Origin of the sequence: Bacteroides sp. AF34-31BH (assembly GCF_003602795.1) — a bacterium.
In the GTDB taxonomy this organism is placed as follows: domain Bacteria; phylum Bacteroidota; class Bacteroidia; order Bacteroidales; family Bacteroidaceae; genus Bacteroides; species Bacteroides uniformis.
On the sequence record NZ_QTLV01000008.1, the window covers coordinates 31572 to 57778 of the forward strand.

The following is a 26207-nucleotide window of genomic DNA, read 5'->3' on the forward strand; positions in this document are numbered from 1 at the left end:
GACTGTGCCTCTATATTGGCAAAGTTGTGCCACTATAATGGCACGACTATGGAAGAATAGTTCTACGGAGCAGCAAATTCAATAAATCATTAATAAAGGTACGAAATGAAGAATATTCCCAAAAAGCAATTTGTGGGCTGGATGCTGATGCTACTGTTGTGCATCAGTAGCTCGGCATTTGCCCAGTCGCCTAAGAAGGTGACCGGACGTGTGATGGATGCACAGGGTGAGTTGCTCATCGGTGTGAATGTGACGGAGGCGGCAGACCCCTCCAATGGTGTGGTGACGGACATCAACGGTACGTATACGATTACGTTGAAAAGTAATAAGCCGTCATTGAGGTTCTCTTATATCGGCTTCAAGGACAAAGTGGTAGCGGTAGGTTCCAAAGGAGTGCTTGATGTAGCTTTGGAAGAAGACGTGGCAGCCCTTGATGAAGTGGTGGTAGTGGGCTTCGGAACGCAGAAGAAAGCTTCTGTGGTCGGCTCCATCACCAATATCGAGCCTGCCAAGCTTGCCGCGGCTCCCAGCCGTTCGCTCAGTAACAACCTGGCGGGTATGGTTCCCGGTGTGATTGCGGTTCAGCGTAGTGGTGACCCTTGGTTCAATAACTCCGACTTCTGGATTCGTGGTATCAGTAGCTTTACCGGCAATACTAATCCGCTGGTATTGGTGGACGGCGTCGAGCGTTCGCTCCACGACATCGATCCTGAAGAAATCGCCTCCTTCTCCGTGTTGAAGGATGCCGCCGCTAGTGCCGTCTACGGTGTGCGCGGTGCCAACGGTGTAGTGATGATTGAGACCAAGCGTGGTAAGATTGGAAAGCCGCAGGTGAACGTCCGCTTCGAACACTCCTTTACGCAACCCATCAAGATACCCGATTACATCGGCAGTGTGAAGTATCTGGAATTGATTAACGAAATGTATGCCGAGCAAGGTAGAGCCCCCTTTGCCAGCGAAGCCACCTTGCTGAACTACAAGAATCAGACCGACCCGGAACTCTATCCCGATGTGAATTGGTGGGACATCATCTCCAAAGACCATGCAGACAACACGAAGGCAAACGTTAGCGTCAACGGTGGTACGGACATCCTTCGCTATGCGTTGGTGGCAGGATATTACAATGAGAACGGTATTATTGAACGCGACAAGAACCAGGAGTGGGACTCTTCCCTGAAGGTGAGCCGATATACGGTACGTTCCAATGTAGATGTGAATGTGACTCCCACTACCTTGTTCCGTGCCAATGTGGGCGTGTTCCTGCAAACCCGTAACGCTCCTCCGGGAGACACGGAAACCAATCAGGGCATTTTCTATCAAGCCATGCGTGTACCTCCTTACGTGCATCCGGCCATCTATGCCGATGGACGCATTCCCCGTGTGATGCACAAGGAGAACCCTTGGGCGTGGGCCACACAGCGTGGATACGAAAAACTAAACCACAATAAGATTGAATCCCTAGTATCGTTGGAACAGGATTTGAAGTTCATCACACCGGGACTGAAGTTCAAGGGAACCTTCTCTTTTGACAAGTTCTCGGCAACTTCCGTGACACGTTCCAAGAACCCCTATTACTACAATCCCGCCACCGCACGCGATGCAGAGGGCAACATCATCACTGATGTGCAGACCACCGGACAAGAGTTCCTGGGCTATGAAAAAGGAGCTAAATGGGGAGACCAGTCCATCTATCTGGAAGGAATGCTTTCGTACAATCGTGTTTTCGGCAAAGTGCACGATGTGAACGCCATGTTCCTCTACAACCAGAAGGAGTATGACAATGGTGATGCGCTTCCCTATCGTACCCAAGGCATAGCCGGAAGATTCTCTTATACTTACGACAGCCGCTATGTTGCCGAGCTGAACTTCGGTTACAACGGCTCCGAGAACTTTGCCAAAGGCAAGCGCTTCGGCTTCTTCCCCGCCGTGGCGTTGGGATGGATTGTATCTTCCGAGAAATTCATGGAGCCGGTTTCCGATGTCATCTCCAACTTGAAGCTGAGAGCTACTTGGGGTAAGGCCGGTAACAGTAACATTGGTGGTAACAGACGTTTCGCCTATATTTCTACCATTGTCAATACCGGTTCGTACAGATGGGGTACAGATGCGGAAATCTATCGCCTTGGACGTTCGGAAGGCGAAATCGGTGTGAACAACTTGACATGGGAAACCGTGACCAAGATGAATGCCGGTATCGACTTAGGTCTATGGAATGGTAGCGTGAACCTCGTAGTGGATGTGTTCAAGGAAAAGCGCGATGACATCTTCATGCAGCGTAAGAATGTGCCTGGTTCTGCCGGATTCAACCGCCCTGTTTGGGCCAATTATGGCAAGGTCGATAATCAGGGATTTGATGTGTCTTTGAATGTCAACCACAAGTTCAATAGCGATTGGGCCATTTCCGCTATGGCAAACTATACCTACGCACACAATAAGGTTGTGGAAATAGACGAACCTGCCGCCATCTTGGGTACATACCGTTCGCAGACCGGTAAGCCTGTAGGGCAATTGTTTGGCTTGATAGCCGAAAGGCTCTTTACGGAAGATGATTTCGATGAAAACGGTATGCTTAAGGAAGGGATTCCCGCACAAAAATTCAGTGATATGAGTAACCTGCGTCCCGGTGACATTAAATACAAGGATTTGAACGGGGATGGTGAAGTGACCGCAGTAGATGCAACAGCCATTGGCGGTACACGTATTCCTGAGATTGTCTATGGTTTTGGAGCTACAGTAAGCTATAAGTCGTTCGATTTGGGAGTATTCTTCCAAGGAACAGGTAAAACCTACCAGCTCCTGGGCGGAGAGACCTGGTTACCGGGTTCCTCTTTAGGTGCCGGTAACATCTATTCGAATATTGACGACCGTTGGACACCCGAAAATCCGAGGCAAGATGTATTCTGGCCCCGTATGGGAGACAAGGCTGTGGCAAACAATGAACAAGCTTCCACATGGTGGTTGCGTGACATGAGTTTCCTGCGCTTGAAGAATCTGGAACTTGGATATACCCTTCCGCAACGTTGGACTACCAAAATTGGCATCCGCGGCTGCCGTTTGTTTGCAAGAGGAACCAATCTGCTGACGTTTTCCGACTTCAAGCTTTGGGATCCCGAACTGGAAACTACCGATGGATTGAGATACCCGCAGATGAAATCTGTATCAGTGGGCTTTAGCATCAATTTCAACAATTAATCAAGATACGAAGAAAATGAAAAAATATAAATCTATAGTAAAAGCTGTCTTATTGTCGTGCACCCTGGCATTGACAACAAGTTGCAACGATTTCTTGGATAAAGCTCCCGATGACCAGCTTACCATGGAGATGATTTTCACGGATAAGATAAGGACCGAAGACTGGTTGGCAGGTGTCTATTCATCTATTCCCAGCCCCATGTGGGGGTATTTCAAGGCACAGGGCTATAACATCATGGGCGATGATATCACCATTCCCCAAGACTGGTCGCCGTATGGATGGGGCAATGTGTATGCCTACACCACCGGAAACTGGAGTCCTATCTCTACATGGGACCCCTATTATTGGGTAGAATTGCACAAGCGCATACGTTCCGGCCTTATCTTCTTGCAAGAGGCAAAAGTTCTTCCGGAAAAAGACCTGACGGAATCTTATGTCAACCAGATGAAGTACGAAGTCCGCTTCCTGATAGCCTACTATTACTCTTTGATGATTGAGTTGTATGGTGCCATACCGTTTACTCCCGGTGTGCTTGTTTCCGTCGATGCGCCCGAATCGGAGATGATGACTTCCCAAAGACCCTATGCCGAAGTGGTAGATTGGATTGACAAAGAGCTGCTGGAAGTGTCAGAACATCTGCCCGCTGTCTATCCCAACAATACCGATTGGGGCAGGGCCACCTCTATCATGGCTTTGGCAATACGTGCCAAAACGTTGCTATTTGCCGCAAGCCCGTTGTTCAACGGAAATCCGGACCTCGAGGACTGGAAGAATTCGGAAGGAGAATTCCTTTTTGATGCCGAAGCCAAGCCGGAAAGATGGGAAAAGGCTGCCAAAGCTCATCTGGACTTGATAAAGGCAGCCGAAGCAGCCGGACATAAGCTGTACTATGAATATAATGTGGATGGAAGCATCGACCCCTTCATGTCTTACTACAACATGTCGTTGAAACGCTTCTCAGAAGGCAACAAGGAGATTCTTTTCGGACGCCCCGAAAATGTGGACCTGAACTACTGGCAGGCTCATCATCTGCCGAAAGGTATCGGTGGAAATGCCGCTATGGGTGTCACTCAGGAGCTGGTGGACGCTTTTTATATGAAGAACGGTGAAATGCCTATATTGGGATATAACGAGGATGGTTCGCCCATTATCAACCCGGAATCGGGGTATGTGGAAAACGGATTCTCTACCAATACAGAGTATAGAACCACGAAGTGGCCGGGCGGCGGACCTTCGAACCTTGCCAATAAAGAAACCGGTGTAAGCCCGGTAACAGAAGAAGGTACCTACAACATGTATTGCAACCGGGAGCCTCGCTTCTATGTTTCCGTCATCTATAATGGCGCATGGCTGGGAGTTGATAACCGTCGTGTGGACTTCCTTCAAGGAGGCCGTGATACGGATATGACTTTCGACTCTCCGCAGAACGGTTATAATGTCCGTAAGCGAATCTCTTTGGATGTACTTCCCAGAGATGGAAAGTATGTATATCAGCCGGGTATCTTATACAGAATGGCTGAAGCGTATTTGGGCTATGCGGAAGCATTGAACGAGTCTTCGCCAGCTCCCACTCCCGATGTATATAAGTATGTGAACTTGATTCGTGAACGTGCTGGAATTCCCGCTTTGAAGGAAGGGCTGAGCAAGGAGGAGATGCGTGCCGCCATTCAGCAGGAGCGTCGGGTAGAGTTTAATTGTGAAGGTATCCGTTTCCATGACCTCCGTCGTTGGAAGATTGCCGACAAACACCTGGGTGGTAAGCTCTATGGTATGAATCATGACGGTTCTGAGAAGAGCGACGATGTGAACAATCCGAAGGCTTTCTATAAGAGAACCTACTACAAGAGCCGTACCTTTAACAAAAGGATGTATTTATGGCCCGTTCCACAGGCTCAGATGGACATCAATCCCAATTTGAGACAAGCTCCCGGATATTAATAAATAATTAGAGAACAAGTATGAAATCAATAAAATTCATTTTTTGTACGATGGCGTTAGCGTTTACCACATTGATGTCTTGCTCGGATGATAATGAGGTGGACTTGTCCAATCGTAAGTTTGTCCGTATCGATCAATCGGCAGTTTATGTGGAGATTGACGAGAATGTCACTGTCACCGCTTCCGTTGACACTTTGGCGGGTGATTCCTATCTGTTGAAATGGAGCGTGCTCGATTCCGATGTAGCGACCATTGAAGGTGTAGAAAACAACGCAGCCGTCATTACGCCTATTGCCGTTGGAAAAACGGTTATCAAGGTAGAGACAGCTGATGGCAAGTTGTGCTACTTTAGTGACTTGACTGTTACCAAGACTCCTAAGACGTGTTATATTGACTTTGGTGTCATTGATTCTCCGGCTCCGTTCAACAACTATCGGAATCCCAGAGACCCCGGATTGGTAAATATGCTCGACCATAGAGGTCGTCCTACTACTTTCGGCATCGAAGTGGACAAACCGTTTTCCGGAGAATTGGCTCGCGGTTTGAATAATAATTTGGGTCTTCCAAAAACAGCTTCTGAGGATATGTTTTTCAGCGACGGTATTGCTATTCCGCTCAGTGGATTTAAGGTGACAGGTCTCTCTCAAGGAACAAAATATACGTTCAGTTTCTATGGTCACATCAATGACCGTGGAACTGAAACCGAGTTCCATGTAATCGGAAAGAACGATGGCGTTGCTTATTTGGTTAATGACGATAATTTCGATAGAACGGTAGAGATTAAGGGTATTGAGCCTAATGACGAAGGTGTTGTTTATATCGAAATGAAACCGGGCCCGAACAATGTACAATGGGCCAAATTCTTTGGCGTAAATACCATGGTACTTTCAGAAGAGGAGAATTGATGTGGTTTTATAGACCATAATCCTTTCTATTGAAATAATACTGTCAGTGAGGAGAGATACCGTTTAAACAGGCATTCTCTCCTTGCCTTTTTAAAAAACATATAGTAAAATAGTTTATGAAAATTAATTTGAAAGAAGTTTCTGTTTTCTTGTCTGCCATTCTATTGGCAGGCTCGTATGCCGTGGCTCAGAACCCATACAGATGGACGGATGAGCTGGAGTTATTGAAAAGAGTGGATAAATTGCCGGAGTATCGCACTGGCTCTTATGTGGAGCAGTTCTCGAGTTACGACCGTACCGGAGGCAATGATGATGGTTTTGCGGGTACTTATTCTTTCCTTCGTAAGGAAGGTGATAAGTTGGTGATTGCTGAGATGGAAGGCCCCGGAGTCATCAACCGAATCTGGACTCCTACACCGACGGACAATATGCTCTATTTCTATTTTGATGGACAGAAAGAGCCCGGTCTGAAAATAAAGTTCTCGGATTTGTTTTCCGGTAAGGTTTATCCGTTTACAAAGCCCGTTTGTGGCAATGAAATCGGTGGTTTTTATTGTTATCTGCCCATTACGTATAAAAAGTCCTGTAAAATTGTTTTCGATGGACCTAAATTGGAATTCATTCAGATACAATACCGTAACCTGCCGGGAAAGAAGGTGGAAACCTATACCGGTGAATTCTCACAGCAGGATAAGGATTTGTTGGCTGAGGTGAATAGAATATGGGCTGACTTGTCTCCTGCTGTAACGAATTATACCTTTGGAAAATCAGCTGGTGTACAGACGGAAGAAAAGGTATTTACACTGAGTCCGGGAGAAGAAGTTTCTTTCTTTGAGATGGCAGAACCGGGACGTATTGTAGGTATGTCGATTGATGGCGGAACATCTTTCGAAGGTTTATACAAAGATGTGATTCTTTCAGCTAAATGGGATAATGAGAAGGTGGAGGCTATTTATGCCCCCGTTGCTGATTTTTTTGGATATGCCTATGGAAAAGGAGCAATGCGGAGTATCTTAATGGGTAAGCAAGGTACTTCCAACTACTGCTATCTGCCAATGCCTTTTGACAAGTCAGCTTCTATGAAGATGATTTATAAAAAGAGAGAAGGTATTCAGCAATCTCCTATTTCTGTAAACGTTAAAGTGTACTATAACAGTAATAAGCGTAATGTGAAGGAAGAGGGTAAGTTCTATTCTGTATGGCGTAGAGAGAAAACTCCTCTCGGCATTTTCCATAAGTTTGCTGCACAAAAAGGAAAAGGACATTATGTAGGAACCATCCATCAGGCACAAGGCCTGCGTCCGGGAATGACCTTGTTCTTCGAAGGGGACGACAGCACTTACGTAGATAATAAAATGCGTCTGCACGGCACCGGTTCCGAAGACTATTACAACGGTGGCTGGTATGCTTTATTGGATCGTTGGGACAGAGGAAACAGCCTCCCTCTCCATGGTTGTCTGGATTATTCACTTCCGATGGCCAGAACCGGTGGATACCGTTTCTTCTTGGCCGACAAAATGTCCTATGAGAAGGAAATCTATCATGGAATGGAACATGGTGAAGTAAAAAATAATTTCCCGGTAGATTATACATCTGTTGGATTCTTTTATGCAGCCCAGCCATTGCAAGGCAGAGAAGAGCCTACTGCTGAATTACGCACTGTATATCAGCCGACAGAACATATTTATTTCCCTCAATTGATGCAGCTGAGTCTTGGTGGAGGTGTCCAGGTAACAAATGAGCGTGGAATCCGTATGACCACCCAGCATGGAGGAGTAGTGCGCATCATGCTGAACGATGTGCCCGAAGGAAAATATAAAGTGCTGATAAACTATTTCGAGAAACCGAATGGTGCCGATTTCCAGGTTTGGCAACGCCAGAAGCAACTGTCCGGATGGATCTCTACTAAGAAGGACAAAGAAGTGTCTAAAGACAGAGTACATGTAGGAGACATCAATTTGACGGAACAAACCAATTCGGTCACTTTCCATGTGAGAAATAATAACGGTGGGGACCAGTTTGAACTGGGACTGATTATCCTGGAAAGAATAAAGGAATAGATGTGGGAATGTGTACTTGTATATGGAATTGATAAGAATGAGAACTAAACAAATTTTACTGTTCGGGCTTGTTACCTGTAGTTTGACGGGCAATATGGCTTGTAAGGATGCTGATAGTGAAAAAACGCTGTGTATTGATAATGTACGCATGATATCCCGTGTCACGGGTGATCCTTTGCCGGGAGATACATTGCTGAATCCCAATAATACCGGACCTGACTTTGATGTATATGGAACGGATTTGGGGTTAATGTGGCATATGGATGGAAACCGTGTGGGCATGTTTTTCGGAGATACCAGTGGAGAAGGTTTTGTCGTGAATAAAAATGGTGGCAATGGTTCCAACTGGCGTTCCAACGTACTGGCTTTTTCATCGGATACAGAGCTTACAGACGGTCTTAAAATAGATTCAATGCTGCTTGATGCCGATGGTAAGGCGCTTGAGGTATGTGCGGGCGGTAAGACGAATCCGGAGGTATACCAGACTTCCATCCCTACGAGTGCTATTCGGGCCGGTAAAACGGATTGTGTCCATATTATGAACATCTATGATTGGGGAGCGCCTCATGGACGCTGGCTTACCAATTTTTCTTCTGTCTATACTTCCAATGATGACGGTCGGACATGGGAGCGGCGTGAAGAGGTGACTTTTTCTCCCGACAGTCATTTTTCGCAAGTGGCTTATGCCAAACGTGACGGATGGATTTATATGCTTGGCACACAGGCCGGACGTGGTGATGCTGCGTATCTGGCGCGTTTCCTTGAGAAAGATCTTCTGGATATGAAGGCCTATGAATACTGGAATGGTGAAAGTAAAGAGTGGATACGTGGAAATGAGGCTGCCGCTACTCCGGTATTGAGAGGTCCCGTAGGAGAAGCGTCGCTGATATGGCACAAGAAGTTTGAGCGTTGGATTCTGACTTATAATTATGATCCGAATCATGACGAGACTCCTTTGACCAAAAGGCATGCCATTCTTTATTGTACATCGAAGGATCTCGTCCAGTGGAGCGAGCCGAAAGTATTGGCAGAAGCGGACAGATATCCAGCTTTGTATTGCGCTTACATACATCCGTTGAAAGACAATGATGACCAGCTTTGGTTCATCATGTCCATGTGGGGGCCGTACAATGCTTTTCTGATGTGTGCCGATATGAAGCTGGAATAATAATCACTTGACTTGAATTGGATATGAAGCTTAGGAATTTATTTTTATTAATAGCTCTCTCGTTACCGGTTTGCTTGTCTGCACAGACAAGCAAACAAATCTATCTGCAACGAGCCGATTCTTTGCTTCAGCAGATACTTACTCTCTATAAAGTGGAGAAGTATGGCCTGCTGACGGAAACTTATCCAAGAAACCCGGAGCAGAGAATTACATATACGGCCAATACCGGCGTTGTTGTTAACCAGCAGGAGGTCTCTTTTTTGTGGCCTTATTCAGCCTTGGTATCTGGTTGTGTTTCTTTGTATAAGGTTTCCGGGCAAAAGAAGTACAGAAAACTGATGGACCGGCAGATAAAGCCGGGACTGGACCTTTATTGGGACTCTACCCGGATTCCCCATTGTTACCAGTCGTATCCGGCTTTTGCAGGTCATAATGATCGTTATTACGATGACAATGACTGGGTGGCCATTGATTTCTGTGATTACTATGAACGGACTGGTGACAAGGAGTATCTGGAAAAAGCCATCCAGCTGCATGACTATATTTATTCCGGATGGTCCGAAGAGTTGGGGGGAGGAATCTATTGGTGCGAACAGAAGAAAGAATCAAAAAACACTTGTTCGAATGCTCCGGCTACTGTTCTCTGTATGAAGCTGTTTAAGTTGACTAAGGATGCAAAATACCTTGAGCAAGCTAAGAAGACCTATCAATGGACCCGTGACAATCTTTGTGACCCTTCTGACTTTGTATATTGGGACAACAAGAATTTGCAGGGAAAAGTGGATCCGGCCAAATATACTTATAACAGCGGGCAGATGATTCAGGCCGGTGTACTTCTCTATCAGGCAACTGGAGAAAAGCGTTACCTGAAGGAGGCGCAGCAGACAGCCGAGGGTGCCTGCCGTTTCTTTCTGAAGGTACAGCCTATCGCAACAGGAGAGATGAAATTCTTCCCGGGAACTTCTTGGTTTAATGTAATCTTGTTCAGAGGCTTGAAGGCACTATATCTGGTTGATAGGAATGAGGCGTACATAAAGACCATGATTGAGAATGTGGATTATGCCTGGAACTATACGCGTGATGAGAATGGCTTGTTTAGTAATGATTGGTCGGGCCACAGAGAAGAGCAGTTCAAAAGTCTACTGGAGAATGCTTGTATGATTGAGCTTTTCGCCGAGATCAGCGAATTACAATTTAAACACAATAAACAATAGATAAACAGAAAATGAAAAAACAGATTGCAGTATTGGTATCCGCCTTGCTAATGGGTGGCGGTACCTATGCTCAGAATGGTGCTCAGGCGCAAAAACCGAAAGCCTACATGGTGTCTGATGCACATTTGGACACACAGTGGAACTGGGATATCCAGACCACAATTAAGGATTATGTATGGAACACGATCAGTCAGAATTTGTTTCTGCTGAAGCAATATCCGGAATACATCTTTAATTTTGAAGGTGCGGTCAAGTATGCTTGGATGAAGGAATATTATCCGGCGCAATACGAAGAGATGAAGAAATTCATAGAGAGCGGTCGTTGGCATATTAGTGGAGCCAGCTGGGATGCCACTGATACGCTGGTTCCTTCCATAGAGTCTGCGATTCGTAACATCATGCTCGGCCAGGATTATTACCGGAAGGAATTCGGTGTGGAGAGCACGGACATTTTCTTGCCGGACTGTTTCGGTTTTGGCTGGACACTTCCTGCCATTGCGTCCCATTGCGGACTGATCGGCTTCTCCTCCCAGAAGTTGCAGTGGCGCAACAAACCGTTCTACGGTAACGACAAATATCCTTTCACTGTCGGCTTATGGCAAGGTATAGACGGCTCTACCATCATGATGACTCATGGATATGATTATAACCAACGTTTTGAGGACGGGGACCTGTCGGAAAACAAGGACTTGTTGGAATTGACCGGCCACTCTCCGCTTCACATGGTCTACCGCTATTACGGTACGGGAGACATAGGCGGTTCACCTACATTGGAGTCTGTACGTGCCGTAGAGAAAGGCTTGCAAGGCAATGGTCCGTTGCAGATTGTCAGTGCCACGAGTGACCGGATATATAAAGACTTCCAGCCTTACGCAAGCCATCCGGAACTGCCCAAGTTCAACGGTGAACTGTTGATGGATGTTCACGGTACCGGATGTTATACTTCCCAGGCTGCCATGAAGCTGTACAACCGTCAGAATGAGCTTTTGGGGGATGCAGCGGAACGCTCTTCCGTTGTAGCCGAATGGCTGAACCAAGCTTCCTATCCCGGAGCTGCATTGACTGAGAACTGGCAGCGTTTCATTTTCCATCAGTTCCATGATGACCTTACGGGAACAAGTATACCGCGGGCTTATGAATTCTCATGGAATGACGAGTTGATTTCCCTCAAGCAGTTCTCCGGTATTCTGACTTCCTCCATTGATGCTGTGGCAAGAAAGATGGATACCAGGATGAAAGGGATACCGGTGGTGCTTTACAATGCGCTTGGATTCCAGGTTTCCGATATGGCAGAGGTGGAACTTGCCTTGCCAAAGAAACCGAAAGGGATTACCGTATATGATATGAATGGCCGGAAAGTGGCCGCCCAATTGCTGTCCTATGCCGATGGTAAAGCCAGACTATTGATAGAAGCCGTTGTGCCTGCTACCGGTTATGCGGTATATGATGTCCGCACTTCCGGTTCGTCGGCTGACACCCGGGTATCTGTGGATTCCAATGCATTGGAGAATTCCATTTATAAGATAACGTTGGATACGAAGGGTGATATTGTTTCACTGTTTGACAAGAAGAACGGCAAGGAGCTGGTGAAACCCGGTAAATCTATTCGTTTGGCGCTTTTCACGCAGAACAAGTCCTACATGTGGCCTGCTTGGGAGATCTTGAAGGAGACTATAGACCGGGAACCGGTTTCCATCACAGAGGATGTGAAGATGACACTGGTGGAGGATGGTGAGCTGCGCAAGTCACTCTGCATCGAGAAACGTTATGGAGAGTCACTCTTCAAGCAGTACATCCGTTTGTATGAGGGTAGCCGTGCCGACCGCATAGACTTTTACAATGAGGTGGACTGGCAGTTGTCCAATGCTTTGTTGAAGGCCGAATTTCCTTTGAACATGGCAAATACGGAAGCCACCTACGATTTGGGACTTGGAAGTGTGAGGCGGGGCAACAATACGGAGACTGCCTACGAAGTCTATGCACAGTATTGGGCCGATTTGACTGACCGTAGTGGAAACTATGGCGTATCTGTCTTGAATGACAGCAAATACGGCTGGGACAAGCCGGACGACAACACCCTCCGCCTGACCCTGCTGCATACCCCCGAAACAGACAAGGATTATGCTTACCAGAACCGCCAGGACTTCGGGCATCATTGCTTTACATACAGTCTGGTGGGTCATGCCGGTGGACTTGACAAGGCTGTCACCATAGAGAAGGCGGAGATATTGAACCAGAAGCTGAAAGCTTTCCGTACCGATAAACATAGGGGTACATTGGGTAAGGAGTTCTCTTTCGTCTCTTCCAATAACCGTAATGTCATTATCAAGGCATTGAAGAAAGCCGAGAACTCGGATGAGTATGTAGTGCGTGTCTATGAGATAGGCGGTGAGAAGGTGCAGGATGCGGTACTTTCTTTTGCAGGCGAAATTGCCAGTGCCTGCGAAGCGGATGGCACTGAAAAGAGTATCGGTTCGGCCGAATTCAGTGGAAACGGGCTGTCTGTAAGTATAAAGCCTTATTCTATAAAGACATTCAAGGTACGTTTGAAGTCATCGGGCGAGGACGCTTATCAATTGCAGTATGCCTCTTTACCGTTGTCCTATAACTGTAAATGTTCCTCATTCAACGAGTTCCGCGGTGAAGCTGATTTTGAGTCGGGTTATTCGTTTGCGGCAGAACTGTTGCCCGAATCCCTGACTGTAAACGGGATTCCTTTCCAACTCGGCGAGAAAGATGCCGCCAACGGAATGACGTGCAATGGTGATACTATTGTTCTACCGGAAGGTAAAAAGTATAATAAACTGTATTTTCTGGCTGCCGCTACGGACGGGGACTATGCCGCCACTTTCCGGTGCGGAGGGAACAAGAGTGAGGTCATTGTACCTTCCTATACCGGATTTGTCGGACAGTGGGGACATTCGGGACATACCAAAGGTTATCTGAAGGATGCCGAAGTGGCTTATGTGGGAACTCACCGCCACTCTCCTACAGCCGATGAGGCCTATGAGTTTACCTATATGTTCAAGTTCGGTGTCGATATTCCGGCAGGTGCTGCCAGCCTTATACTTCCGAAGAATGAAAAGGTTGTTCTTTTTGCTGCCACATTGGTGGAGAGAACTCTGAAACCCGTCCAGGTTGCCACTAGCTTGTTCCATACAGCCATCCGTGACAATGAGATGGAGTTGAACAGTGTGGAGGTGGAAAAAGAAAACCTGTTGAAGGGTGCGAAGATTATCGCCTATTCCGGCTATTTTAATGATAATGAGAAGCCCGAACGTATCGTTGACGGGGATGTCGATACCAAATGGTGTGAAGTGGGAAGTGCGTTGAACTATGTGGATTTTGATTTGGGTGAGGCGAAAACTGTGAGCGGTTGGAAACTGGTGAATGCAGGCCGTGAGGACAAAGGGTACATTACTTCCGCTTGCTTCCTGCAAGGCAGAAACAGCCAGACTGAAGAATGGAAGACACTTGACAATATAGATGGAAACCGGCAGAACGTCGTATCACGTATGATTGACACTCCGGCGCAGGTACGCTATGTACGCTTGATGATAACCCGTCCTATGCAGCATGCAGGAGGAAGGGTGTTACGCATCAATGAGATGGAGATTTACTAAAATAATCGGTTATGATGAAAAAACTAGTTTTTGTAATTCAGTTGATATTTCTCTATAGCGGTTTGGCTATGGCCGACCCGGTTATCTCTCTTAAGACATTGTTGCATGAGATGACAGACCGTTCCGTGCTGGCGCGTTGGCCCGAAAATGCCTATACGTGTAAGCAGTTCAGCAGCTACGACCGTAGTTCGCATAACATGACGGATAAGCGTGCCTGGTTTGGTAATTTCGACCAAGGACAGTTTATCCGCCAGGAAGAGAACGGAGGGAGGACGGAATATGTGATGATGGATGCCGAAGGCCCCGGTGCCATGGTTCGTTTCTGGATGACTTTCTCCGGCATAAATCGGGGACAAGGGACTCTGCGTATCTACATAGACAATGAGGAAAAACCGGTAATTGAAGGCAATGTACGTGATATATTGAGCGGACAAGTCCTTTGTGGAGAACCTCTTTCAACTTCAGTACCCGATGAGGCTCCGATGGAAGAAAGAGGGCATAATTTATATTTGCCCATACCTTATGCCAAGCGGTGCAAGGTGACCATCGAATCGCCGGACTTGAAGATTACTCCGGAGGGGAAAATTGAAAGTAAGACCATTGTATACTATGCCATCAATTACCGTACTTATATTTCTCCGGTCAAGGTGGTTTCTTTCTCGGCCAAAGAGTTGAAGAAGAATGCCCGGCTGATAGCTGCTGTCAATAAGAAGCTGTCGGAAGGAACACCTGGTATTGATACTCCGCTTGCGGGAGGAGAAAGTACGCTCAATTTGGCGACTTCTCTGGCTCCGGGTGAAAGCCGTAGTTTTACGATTGACGGCTCTCGTGCCATTCGTCGTCTTTCGATGCGGATTGATGCTGATGACCGTCGCCAAGCACTTCGCTCTACGGTCTTGTCCATTGCCTTTGATGGGGAACTAACTGTCTGGGCTCCGGTCGGTGAGTTTTTTGGGGTAGGCTATTATCCCGTTGCAACTGGTACGTGGTATACGCGGGCCGTACAGGATGATGTGATGAGTGCATGGTGGGTGATGCCTTTCGAGCGGAACTGTACGATTACCTTGACCAATTATGGGGAACAGCCGGTGGAGATATCCAAGGCTGCTGCAGTTAGTGGAAAGTGGCAGTGGGATGAGCGCTCCATGCACTTTGGTACCACATGGCAGCAGTTTACGCATATCCATGCCCGGGGCGATGAGTTTGCCCAGGACCTTACGTTTGCCGATCTTAAAGGTAGGGGCGTGTATGTGGGAGATGCGGTTACTGTCTATAACCCCAACTTGGGTTGGTGGGGAGAAGGAGATGAAAAGGTGTATGTGGACGGTGAAACCTTTCCGTCACACTTTGGAACGGGTACAGAAGATTATTATGGCTATGCCTGGGGGCGCTATGAACCGTGGATAAACCATCCTTTTGTTGCCCAACCCATAGGAGATGGTTGTTATGCTCACATAGGTTTGGCGCAGAATACCCGTGTTCGTAGTTTGGATGCGATTCCGTTTACCCGGAGCCTGCGCTTTGACATGGAGTTATTCGATTGGTCGAATATACACCTTAATTATGCTCCGATAACCTTCTGGTATATGCTTCCCGGAGGCGAAATACAGCCGAAACCCTTTGTGAGCGATGTACGCGAACGGGTTGCCAACCAACCGTCAGATATTTTCGGTTCAGGGATGAGTCTGGTTGTGGAGGGCGAAGTCATGCAGCCTCGTCCGGGGCATATGGGGTCCGTTGAATTGCAGACCAACTTCCACCCTTTGTGGAGTGAGGGTATGCAGCTCTACTGGAAAGAGTTTAAACCGGGAGATAAGCTGTCATTGGTTTTTGACAGTGAAGTGGAAGGAACTTATTATGCGAAAATACAGTTCACTGTGGCGCCTGATTATGGTACATTTGCCCTTCGTGTAAATGATAAGGTGATTACTCCGGAAGTCAGTCTGACCAATGGAGAAGTGTCTCTGCTTTTGGTGAATCTTGGGCGGGTCAATTTGGAAAAAGGAAAGAATGAGTTGCAGATTGAGTCGATTGCACTGGCTCCGGGACATGATACCGGTTTCTTTGGGATTGATAAGTTGACTCTTCGCAAATAATTCTGTAGACGTCTCTATCGCAGGGATTGTACTTGTATGGATAGCTTTGGATAAATAAAAGTCCAAGGCTATCTTTTTTGTATCAGTTCTTTTTCTATGATAAAATGCTATCTTTGTCCTCAAAATAATAGGTAAGATGAAACTTCGTTCACTCTATATCCTTTCTATTGTAGGGCTGCTACTGGTAATTGTGGTGCAGATTGGTGGTATGATGTATGCTTACGACAATACCAAGAAAGAGGCAGAACGCGCACTGAACGAATGTTTCCGTCTGGCTTTTATCGAAACGGTGGACAACGAGATTAATAATTTACCGTTTCCTGACATGACTATCCCTTTTTACTCGTATCTATCCAAAGACAGTATCAGGTCTTTCGAAGATGAGATGTTTTTAAACTATCAGCAGGCAGCTTCCTTTCTCGAAGATGTATATCATGTCGCCATTCCATTAGATGTGATGGCGAGGTTGGTAGAGAAGAAACTGAAATGGAAAAATATAGACCGGACTGTAAATATCCGTCCTGCGACGGACAGAAGCAAGCGTTCGGTATATGTACGGTTCAAGTCTGTTCTTTCGGAAAAAGCCTGGTTGAATGAGAAGAAAGGAGAGGCCATTGAAGCTGTCATGTTTTCTCCTTTTATACCGCTTGTCAAGGATATAGTCTTTTTGTTCCTTCCTACGCTTCTCTTGGTTGTTTTTCTGGTGTACAGTTGGGCCAGGCAAATGGATTCCATACTTAAACAAGGTAATGATATTGAGAAGCAGCGGTCTGCTTTTTATGTGCTGGCAGAGAAGATGAGGTTGCCGATAGGTGAGGTACGTAGTCAGATATCGGAGAGCCGGTGGGCAGATATAGAAGCCTCGGGGCAACATTTGCTGGACATGACAGAACATACGCTTACGGGAGCTAAGCAAAGCGAACGGCAGCGGCAGGTGCGCAAGCAATATTCTTTTAAAGTCTTTTCGATTGTCGGGTTGATTGCCGGCTGTCTGCTGATGGTAGTCTGGTTTGTCTATCTGTACCGTGCTTCTTTCAAAGAAACTGCCTATCAGGTAAATGATTGTTTTGAAGCAGCTTTTTATGACGAGGTCTTGAAACGCCGCCTTTCTTTGCTCTACGAACAGACTGATAGGGATGGAAAGGATGAATGGGAAGAGAGTGTTGAATCGCCTTTTGCAAAGGAGCAAAGGGAATTTCTGGAGAAAGAGCAGTCGAAGTATAAGGTGAACCGCTTTGGAGTGGTACATATGTACAATCCGGTCGATTTGAATTATCGACTACGCTCTGCTTTGATTATGCAGCGCAGCATCAATGAAAGCGGAATGGAACTTCCTCTCTCCGTGCAGTACCTCGATTCTGCTTTTGCTTCCAGGTTGGAAGCCTTGGGAATGACCTATAAGAGTGGTATCCGCCAGTACTACGCTCCCTCCGATAGTACAGTGGTGGAAGCAGGATATGCCTCGGCAAAATATCAGGATATTTCTTCCCGGTTTATACCGTTGAAGGAGGACAGCATCCTTTGTATACAAGGTGTGGTGAAGAATCCGTATCGCTACGTCATAAGTTCCGTATGGTATCTGTTTCTGCCTCTTTGGGTGATGTTTTTGGTGGTGTTGGACTGTATTCTCGGCCAGGTGAAAGTTTTGCGTACACAGCGGCATTTGGAGCAATTCCAGAAGGATTTTACTTATGCTATGATACACGACATGAAGTCTCCTCTGAGTTCCATCCTGATGGGAGCTCATATTCTGAATAGCGGCAAATTGTCCGGTAAGCCTGGAAAAGAAGAGAAATACCGGCAGGCGATGATGGAAGAGTGTGAGCATCTGCTTACCCTTTCCAATCGTGTACTGGTACTTACCAAGCTGGATGAGGGACATTTGGAACTCCATCAGGAAGAGGTGCCTTTGCGGCCTTTACTTAATGATATAATTGCCAAAATTTCTCTGAAAACCAGCAAAAGGGTAGAATTTACGACCGTTTATCATCGTTGTGAAATGGTGTATGCCGATGCCTTCTGTTTGCGTGAAGTGTTGGGCAATCTGCTGGACAATGCCATTAAATATTCCCATGAAGAGGTAAAGATAGATATTATTTGCGAATCGGAGAAAGGCTTCTGCAAGATAAAGGTGTGTGACAACGGATTGGGTATTCCCTTAAAAGACCAGTCTCTTATCTTCAACCGTTTTGAACGTTCTGCAGCAGTCGGGCGAAGTGGAAGGGGCGGTGCTGCAGGTTTTGGTCTGGGCCTGAATTATGTACAGCAGGTGATGCTGGCACATGGCGGCAGGGTAGAAGTGGAAAGTGAAGAGGGGCGCTTCAGTGAATTTACACTCTACTTTCCTATTGAGACTGTATAAATTTACCACACGTGGAAATTCAATCCTTCTGATTTGTCAGTAATATAGGAGTCTCCGCCGAATGAGCGTAATTGCCAGAGGATGTAAAGGTCGTCGAAACTCATGACAGCCAGTAATATTCCAAATCGTGTGACATCATAATTGCCACTTGTCATACCATATATAAGGGGCAATATACCCAGTAGCAGGAAGGGCAGCAGGCATGTGGTGCGATATTGCCACATGCGTATCGGCGAAAACAATCTGAACAACAGTTTATGTAGGAATAGATTTACCAGGACAGCTGCCAATATACACATGAAGAATCTGACCAGCGATAGATGGCTGGTTGTTTCTCCATGTATCGACTGAAACAGAATCAGCATTGGTACTGCAAATACTATGGCAGCTATGATGCCGTATTTATTAATCCTCTTGCCCGAAACTACTATCTCTGTCCCTTTTCGGCTTTTTGTTATTGAAATATCTGCTTTCATAGTGTGGATTTTTTGTATTGATGTTGCAAAGGTAGAGTGGGGCACATGCTTCATAAGTTATCGCTACGTTAATATTAGGTTAAGAGGCGTTGTTTTCCTCGTTTATTTTATAGCAATATGACTGTTGCATTCATTCTTTTCCTTATTTTTGCAATATATAATAAACGCATTATGATAAAGTTATTGTTGGTAGAAGACGATGCAAGCTTGAGATATATAGTTCAGGGCGGGTTGGAAGATATGATAGGCGGTTATGAAGTGATTGCTGCCGCCAATGGCGAGGAGGGCTTGAAACAGTGGAAAGAACAACATCCTGATGTGATAGTATCTGATATAGAAATGCCCGTTATGAACGGTTACGAGATGGTGAAGCGTATCCGCGAGACAGATGGGGAAACTCCGATTCTGTTCTCCTCTGCCCTGATATCTCCTAAAGATGTGGTAAAAGGTTATGAAATCGGTGCCAATAACTATATAAAGAAACCGTTCATTCCCGAAGAACTGGATGCACATGTCCACGCCTTATTGAAGCTTTCCAAAGGCGAAAAATCGAAAGACACGAGTCAATGCTACAAGATAGGCAAGGAATATGTGTTGGATGCCACACATGCCACTTTGAAACATGCTTCGGGTGTAAACAAGACTTTGACTGTGCGCGAGACAGGTTTGTTGCAGATGCTTTGTGAGAAGCGGGGAGACGTTATCCGCCGGGAAGCTATCTTGGATAAATTCTGGAATACGGAAGATGATTACTTTGCTTCCCGCAGCCTGGATGTATTTGTGACGAGACTTCGGAAATTTCTTTCGGAAGACGAGTCGGTAACCATTAAAACAGTGAAAGGAGTAGGATTGATACTGATAGAAAATTAATAATGTATCCTTCTATATTGCAATAATTTAGCAGTACATGTACTGTTCTTCTGGTTTATTTTCGTTATTTTTGTATAGCAGTATTATATGAATATAAAGAAGGAGGGTATATGCGTATAAAACGGAAAGTCAGTATCTCTTGTCTTGGTGGCCGTTTGGGAATCTGCCTGCTGTTGGCTTTTGTGCCGCAATTGCTTTTTGCGCAGGAAGACAGTGTACGTTTCATTCGTGACAGTATACAGATACAGCCGGAATTCAATGAATCTCTATTCTCTCCTTTTGAGCTTCCTTCTGAAAACTCTGCCCCTTCTTCCATGTTTCATCCGGAGCACTCCTATTCCCTGCCCGATTTTTCACTGAAAGAGTCTCTTCGTCTGCCTTATCAGACCAATCCTTCCCTGCTATTCCGGGGAGATTACAGTACAAGCGGTGTATTAAGACAGTTTCCTCACGGTATGTTATTCGGTTCCGGTGGGCAGACCAGCGTACCGGGTATCGGACGTTTCAACAATGCTTCCCTGGGATATCAGCATGCCTTTAACCAAAGGCTGACGCTCCAGCTTGGCGTAGATGCCATGAAGATAAATATGATTCATTCCACCGGGCAGGCTTTCAGTACTTCGGGAGCTTTGCGGTATCAGGCTTCGGACCGTGTAGCTTTTAAGGTTTTCGGTTCGTATGCCATAGGAAATACTTACGGGATGGATACCCACCGCTACGGTGCCACCATGTCTCTGGATATGTCCGAACGTTTTGGTATGGAAGTTGGAGTACAACGTTATTACGATGCTTATCGCGGTCGTTGGGAGACGGTTCCCGTTGTGATTCCCTATTATAATTTCGACAAGTTTAAATTAAGTCTGGATGTAGGTGGAATCTTGTATGAGATTCTGCGTAACACCGTCTTTGATAATAGAGGGGGCAGTGGCGGAGCGACTATTGCCCCACCACGTTTTCAGATGCCGCCATTGAGATAAGATAAGTATACATCAGCTTTTTGTAGGGACAATCATCAAACAATTTACTACTGTTACATAATATTATTGCTAATGTAGAAATACTTTCATGATATTTCGTTTATTTTTTGTTTTGCTGTTCGTTTTTGTGCGGACAGTTGTCCGAAAATGGACATTACTATAAAATAGTTATTCTTTGATAATCAGTGATTTAATTCTTTGGCACGCAGATTGACTATATATAGGCGAAGGCGGTTACGAAACAACAACCTCCTCAGAGAAAGAAGTAATAACAATAAAAAATAACGATTATGAAAGCAACAGTATTTTCAAAAGCAGTGGTAATGATGGCAGTGGTAATGGCAAGTGTAATGAACTTTTCTGCAAGTGCGGCAACTCCTGCCGATTATGTGAAAAACGAGGAGATGACCGGCGAACTGATGACCGCCAAGACTATCTTCCGCAATGAGGACGGACACCTTTTCCGTCACCTCCGCTACACTTACACTTATGACAGTGAGAACCGTGTGACGAGCAAGGAAGCTTTCAAGTGGGATAGCGTAAAGGAAGCCTGGGTGCCTTATTTCAAGCTGGATGTTGAATACACTGACAGTGAAGTTGAGTTGAGCTATGCCCGTTGGAACAGTAGAACTAATGGTTACGACAGCTATACGCAAACTACCGTTTACGAACTGAATGACAGCAATGCGGCTTTGATGTTGGCAAGTACCAAATAAAGGATAATATATCAAATACAAAAGAGCCAAGTATCGTGAGGTGACACACCTTTGATACTTGGCTCTTTTTCGTTGAGGAAATGTATTATTGTTTCTCTGTTATCAGTCCGACAGCATAATTCAGCACTGTATCTTCATCCTTCATGAAATCTGCTACGGTTTGGGATACTTGATGATGGGGCGGTATGCCTATACCTTCCATGGGGAAACCTTTAGAAGAGACGTCCGGCTGGCGGGTAGGGATACGGAAATAGGTCCGCTGTTTGGTGCAGAAAGGACGGGGGCCATTGCCGGTATCCCCTCCGGTAGCTTCGCCGATGAGGGTGACATTTCCGCTTTCCTTCATGTCGAGTGTGAAGCTCTCGGCAGCAGAGAGCGTATATGTGTCGGTCAGCAGATAGATTTTACCTTTATAGGCGTCGGCTTCGGGCTGCATGATGTAGCTCTTGCTGACGCAGTGTGGTTGTGCTTCGCGGATGAAGTACTTGCAGATGTTTACTCCATTCATGCTGTTTCCTCCGCCGTTTCTACGTACGTCTATAATGAGGTATGGTAAATCCTTGACTTTGGGATAGACCGCCTTGAAATCTTCCATGACGGGGTTCATCATGGTTTTGATGGTAAGGTAACCAATGCTGTCTTGTAATATCCTGCTCTCCACAGTTTGTTCTTCGTTATCCGGAAAATAGTCCCTTTGTTTCAAGGGAAGGGTGACGGTCAGAGTATCGCCCCCTCTCAGCAGTGTATAGTTTCTTAGGGTGTCTGCATAACTACGGAACGCATCATAGGCTGTACGGAGCCGTCTGTGGGGGACGGTAGATGCTTCGGTATATTTTTCGTTCTGTTCAATCCATTGTTTATAGGGGAGTCCGTTGATAGCTATAATCCGGTCTTTGTCCTGGAAGCCGTATTCTGTCAGATAGTCACTGGGTTTGTCAACGAACAAGGAATCCTCTATAAAGGCTACGCGCTGATTGGCTGTGTACCTCTTGTAGCAGGTAATGGCGTGGGCGCATTGTAAGGCAGAGATGTATTCCTGCACTATCAGTCCGTAGTCTGTGGTGGTCTGCGCCTGGCGAACGCGGGCGTCACAAGCTTGATACAATGAATCCATATTCAGATGCTTGGCTTGGTATAATGAATAATTCTCCATGACGGTCTGGTGCATTTTTTTGAAATCTTCTTCAAACTGTGAGGGGGCTAACGGTAGTTCCGCAATGTAGAAGTTTTCTACATCAATCTGCTTATCATTATAGAAATAGTTGACATAAACATACAAACCACACCAAATGACTGCCAGTACAGCCACTACAATGGCTATTACTTTTGAAATTTTTTTCAGAATCTTCATGTTTTATAGAGTTTAGTCGATATTTGCTTTTTCGGCAAAAATAGTAATAATTTTCGTTAATCTTATTTTTCTAACTCCTTATTTGTCAATAATGGTAACATGGAGGTAACTAACTGAGCTTCAAGTGCCTTCTTGTACAATATCTAGTGGTTGGCTAACTTTGCAACCGTAAATTAAAACATACTAAGGAGAAGTGATTATGAAGAACTATCAGAAAGTAAATGTGCCCGCAGGCGAGGCACGTGTCGAGCTGCACGATTCATTGAATCTGACTGGTGCAGAAGTATCTATCAGCAATCTGCCGGCTGGTGCAGGAGTACCTTTTGTGCATTCGCACAAGCAAAATGAAGAAATTTATGCCGTCCTCTCCGGACGCGGCACCATGGTGGTTGACGGAGAAACCGTAGAACTGCAGGCGGGTGACTGGCTTCGCGTGGCTCCGGCAGGAGAACGCCAATTGTCGGCTGCGGCAGACAGCGCCATCAGTGTGATTTGTATTCAGGTGAAAGCCGGCTCTCTGGAAGGCTTTACGATGACGGACGGTGTGGTGAAGTAAGAGGAAGTCACACAAGTAGAATTAAGGTGATAGGGGATGGTCTGTGGTGCAGGCTATTCCCTATTGTCATATGATGTGCAGTGATTTATTGACTGCGATTTGTTTTAAGTCAAAATAATCATATATTTTGTACTATACCTAAGAAAACAGACTATGTCAACTGATGCAATAAAACAGAAATTATGATTAAATTGAAGAAAGAGCATTGTTTCTGTCACATAGCGAGGACCCAATCAAAGAGCTTAAAACTAAGAATTGAAAACATAATATCATGACCCAGCATAATGCCATCAAGCTTTTCGAAGCGAAGAAAGTCCGAACCGTTTGGGACGACATAGAAGAAAGATGGTACTTCTCAATAGTAGATGTGGTGACAGTCTGCTGTATGCCTATCCAGTTACGTCTCCGATAGATTGGAAAAGGAAAGATATAAGAGGAAACGTGTTTTCATTTTGTTCTTGTTTTGGGCGCAAAAGTAATAAATATCTCCGTTAACCTAACATTAACGTAACGATAACCTAAAAGCTTTTTACCACCTCCTATCTTTGCAATGTCGAAAGGGAACAACTCCCCCAAAGACAAGAACTTGAAACAAAATGTATAACTTAAAAAATAGAACCATTATGAAGACTTTAGTAATTTCAGCAATCATCGCAATGACCTCTTTAGTAAACGTAGTAAGCGCAGCAGCCGTTAACCGTACAGACAACTTTGCCTATAATACCGAAACCAACGACGGCCGTGTGGAAACACAAACCGTATTCAAAGTGGAGAATCAGAAATTCCTGCACCGCCACCTGAAGTACAATTACATTTACGACAACTCCGGTCGCATCTCCCAAAAAGAAGTGCTGAAATGGAACGAATCCACGCAAAGCTTTGAGAAGCACCACAGTCTTAACTTCTTCTATACGGACGACGTCACTGTGGAATACGCCCTCTGGAACGAGCAAAGCAATGCCTACACCGACATCAAGCAGAAAGCCGTCTATCGGCAGACCAACAGCAGTGTCTTGCGCTACCTCAGCTACGAATGGGACGAAAAGAACAATGACTGGAGCTTGACAGCAGACCATCACATGACGGATGAATCTGTGCAGCTATTGGCAGAGAAATAAGAAAACACGATTTCTATTCTATTTATTTTAAAAACCAAGACATTATGGCAATATTATTTCGCAAACACGAACGTTTAAGTAATTTGGCACAGAATTCTGTAAAAAGGTATATCCTACAATTATATATAAATACAGCAATCCGGAAGACTGAAAGAAGTGGCAAAGGAAATCAGCACCATGTCCAGTGGGAGTGAGGGTAATTCCTATAGTGTGCTGAAAGTTATCTGAAGAAATCACTGTTGGCAGGTCGTATCGTGACTGAGTAAATTCTGAAAATATAGAGACTATGGGCCTCCTTTCTACACTGTGTGCGGGAGGGAGGCCTTCTTCTCTTCCAAAAATAACCGGATTGCCTTTCTTGAACAAACAATTATAAATATCTTTGGAGCATTATTCACTCATTAAACTAACAGAAAACACCATGAAAGTCACAAACAAATCAACAGTGAGAGTAGGCGCGGCAGGAGTCGCAGTCATTGGAATTATAGTATTGTTCTTGGTCATGTTTGCCGTGGAGCGTATTGATTCGGGACAGACGGGCATCATCGTCAATCTGGCCGGTAGTGAGCGTGGAGTAGATGATGCCAAGGTGGAAACCGGATGGGTAGTTTACAACCGTTTTGCCAAGCAGCTATTCGAATATCCTGCATTTGCGCAGATTGTAGACTACGAACCTTTCGACATTCAGGACAAGAAGGGAACCATCTTCAAGACAGACCCTACTATAGAATACTTCATTGAGCGGGAGGATGCCAAAGTAGTTTTTCTACGCTATCGCAAGACTACCGAAGAATTGGAACAGAGTGTTATCCTGACGGAAGTGAAGAACGCTTATAAGGACGTGGCAGGACTCTATGAGACGGATTCGCTCATCAACAACCGTCCGGCTTTCGAGAAGGAGGTGGAGGCATTACTGAAGGAGCGTCTCAGTACCCGTGGCTTTACGTTTACCAACATACAGTCGTCCGTGAAACCCAACGATGTGCTGCAAGCTGCCATTGACGAAAAGAATACTGCTGTGCAGAATGCCTTGAAGGTGGAGAATGAAAAGAAAGCCGCTATAGCCGAGGCGGAAAAGGTAGTAGCTGCCGCCAAGGGTAAGGCAGATGCCAACCGTATCCTTCAACAAAGCATCACGCCGGAATTGATTCAACTAAAGGCTGTGGAGAAATGGGACGGGAAATTGCCGTTGTCTACCGGTGGAAATACGTTGCCATTCCTGAAGTTGCAATGACAATCTCTATGAGACCCCATTGGCAACTTGATTCTTTTGGGGAGGTACTGATTGTGTGCGCGGATAATCACAAATAAATCAAGCGGTAAGCCATCTATCTCTCTATTTGCTAAGATTTATTCGTCCGATACTTGTTGAATTATCGTCCGACAGCCGTTGAATTATCGTCCGACAATTGTCGGACGATAATTCAACGGCTGTCGGACGAATAAGTTTTAGTAAGCAAGAATTTAAAATGCAGTATTGCAGGAATTGTTGCTTAAATAGGGAATGTAGTAAATGGGAGACAACTGTTGCTCATCCTTGTTGGGATCGCATGAACAAGGTTTTCAAGAAGATAAAGGGCGTTT

Annotated in this window: 18 protein-coding genes; 16 read left to right on the top strand and 2 right to left on the bottom strand. The window is 45.6% G+C overall.

The window, feature by feature from the left end; genetic code table 11:
* Positions 1-105 precede the first annotated feature (105 nt).
* The 9 genes from DWZ67_RS12985 (at position 106) to DWZ67_RS13025 (ending at position 18559) form a co-directional block, all read left to right on the top strand.
* Positions 106-3192 (top strand): SusC/RagA family TonB-linked outer membrane protein, encoded by a 3087-nt coding sequence (locus DWZ67_RS12985; RefSeq protein ID WP_120138993.1) that lies wholly within the window; start codon positions 106-108, stop codon positions 3190-3192.
* A gap of 16 nt (positions 3193-3208) precedes the next feature.
* Entirely contained in the window at positions 3209-5131 is a 1923-nt protein-coding gene (locus tag DWZ67_RS12990; RefSeq protein ID WP_120138995.1) for a RagB/SusD family nutrient uptake outer membrane protein, read from the top strand.
* Between the two features lie 20 nt (positions 5132-5151).
* On the top strand, positions 5152-6036 hold the full coding sequence (locus DWZ67_RS12995) for a hypothetical protein (RefSeq protein WP_034522918.1): 885 nt from the start codon (positions 5152-5154) through the stop codon (positions 6034-6036).
* Positions 6037-6152: 116 nt separating this feature from the next.
* Positions 6153-8096 (top strand): glycoside hydrolase family 172 protein, encoded by a 1944-nt coding sequence (locus DWZ67_RS13000; RefSeq protein WP_005833956.1) that lies wholly within the window; start codon positions 6153-6155, stop codon positions 8094-8096.
* Between the two features lie 22 nt (positions 8097-8118).
* Complete coding sequence (locus DWZ67_RS13005) at positions 8119-9264, top strand: DUF4185 domain-containing protein (protein ID WP_005833955.1); 1146 nt, start codon at positions 8119-8121, stop codon at positions 9262-9264.
* Between the two features lie 23 nt (positions 9265-9287).
* A complete protein-coding gene (locus DWZ67_RS13010) occupies positions 9288-10478 on the top strand; it encodes a glycoside hydrolase family 76 protein (RefSeq protein ID WP_120138997.1) in 1191 nt (396 codons plus the stop codon).
* Between the two features lie 11 nt (positions 10479-10489).
* Positions 10490-14101, top strand: coding sequence for a glycoside hydrolase family 38 C-terminal domain-containing protein (locus DWZ67_RS13015; protein WP_120138999.1), 3612 nt, complete (start codon positions 10490-10492; stop codon positions 14099-14101).
* 11 nt (positions 14102-14112) lie between these two features.
* Positions 14113-16197 (top strand): DUF2961 domain-containing protein, encoded by a 2085-nt coding sequence (locus tag DWZ67_RS13020; protein WP_120139001.1) that lies wholly within the window; start codon positions 14113-14115, stop codon positions 16195-16197.
* 136 nt (positions 16198-16333) lie between these two features.
* Positions 16334-18559 (top strand): sensor histidine kinase, encoded by a 2226-nt coding sequence (locus DWZ67_RS13025; protein WP_120139003.1) that lies wholly within the window; start codon positions 16334-16336, stop codon positions 18557-18559.
* A 2-nt stretch (positions 18560-18561) separates the two neighbouring features.
* On the opposite strand, the gene DWZ67_RS13030 is transcribed toward DWZ67_RS13025, so the two are convergent.
* Positions 18562-19035, bottom strand: coding sequence for a metalloprotease family protein (locus DWZ67_RS13030; protein ID WP_227187434.1), 474 nt, complete (start codon positions 19033-19035; stop codon positions 18562-18564).
* 171 nt (positions 19036-19206) lie between these two features.
* On the opposite strand from DWZ67_RS13030, the gene DWZ67_RS13035 reads away from it, so the two are divergent.
* From DWZ67_RS13035 to DWZ67_RS13045, 3 genes are all read left to right on the top strand, one after another.
* Positions 19207-19905 (top strand): response regulator transcription factor, encoded by a 699-nt coding sequence (locus tag DWZ67_RS13035; protein ID WP_057087546.1) that lies wholly within the window; start codon positions 19207-19209, stop codon positions 19903-19905.
* 110 nt (positions 19906-20015) lie between these two features.
* Positions 20016-20882 (top strand): hypothetical protein, encoded by an 867-nt coding sequence (locus DWZ67_RS13040; RefSeq protein WP_008662202.1) that lies wholly within the window; start codon positions 20016-20018, stop codon positions 20880-20882.
* Positions 20883-21172: 290 nt separating this feature from the next.
* Positions 21173-21598: a DUF3836 domain-containing protein gene (locus tag DWZ67_RS13045; protein ID WP_120139005.1), complete on the top strand. Its 426-nt coding sequence runs from the start codon at positions 21173-21175 to the stop codon at positions 21596-21598.
* Positions 21599-21683: 85 nt separating this feature from the next.
* Here the strand turns inward: DWZ67_RS13045 and DWZ67_RS13050 are convergent, their stop codons facing one another.
* The gene (locus DWZ67_RS13050) at positions 21684-22949 is read right to left on the bottom strand and encodes a S41 family peptidase (RefSeq protein ID WP_120139006.1); all 1266 of its coding nucleotides are present in this window, start codon (positions 22947-22949) and stop codon (positions 21684-21686) included.
* Between the two features lie 199 nt (positions 22950-23148).
* On the opposite strand from DWZ67_RS13050, the gene DWZ67_RS13055 reads away from it, so the two are divergent.
* The 4 genes from DWZ67_RS13055 (at position 23149) to DWZ67_RS13065 (ending at position 25857) form a co-directional block, all read left to right on the top strand.
* Positions 23149-23505 (top strand): cupin domain-containing protein, encoded by a 357-nt coding sequence (locus tag DWZ67_RS13055; RefSeq protein WP_005824807.1) that lies wholly within the window; start codon positions 23149-23151, stop codon positions 23503-23505.
* A 271-nt stretch (positions 23506-23776) separates the two neighbouring features.
* A complete protein-coding gene (locus tag DWZ67_RS20140) occupies positions 23777-23917 on the top strand; it encodes a hypothetical protein (protein WP_005824809.1) in 141 nt (46 codons plus the stop codon).
* Between the two features lie 184 nt (positions 23918-24101).
* The gene (locus DWZ67_RS13060) at positions 24102-24623 is read left to right on the top strand and encodes a DUF3836 domain-containing protein (RefSeq protein WP_057281842.1); all 522 of its coding nucleotides are present in this window, start codon (positions 24102-24104) and stop codon (positions 24621-24623) included.
* 421 nt (positions 24624-25044) lie between these two features.
* Positions 25045-25857 (top strand): SPFH domain-containing protein, encoded by an 813-nt coding sequence (locus tag DWZ67_RS13065; RefSeq protein WP_005824816.1) that lies wholly within the window; start codon positions 25045-25047, stop codon positions 25855-25857.
* Positions 25858-26207: the final 350 nt, after the last annotated feature.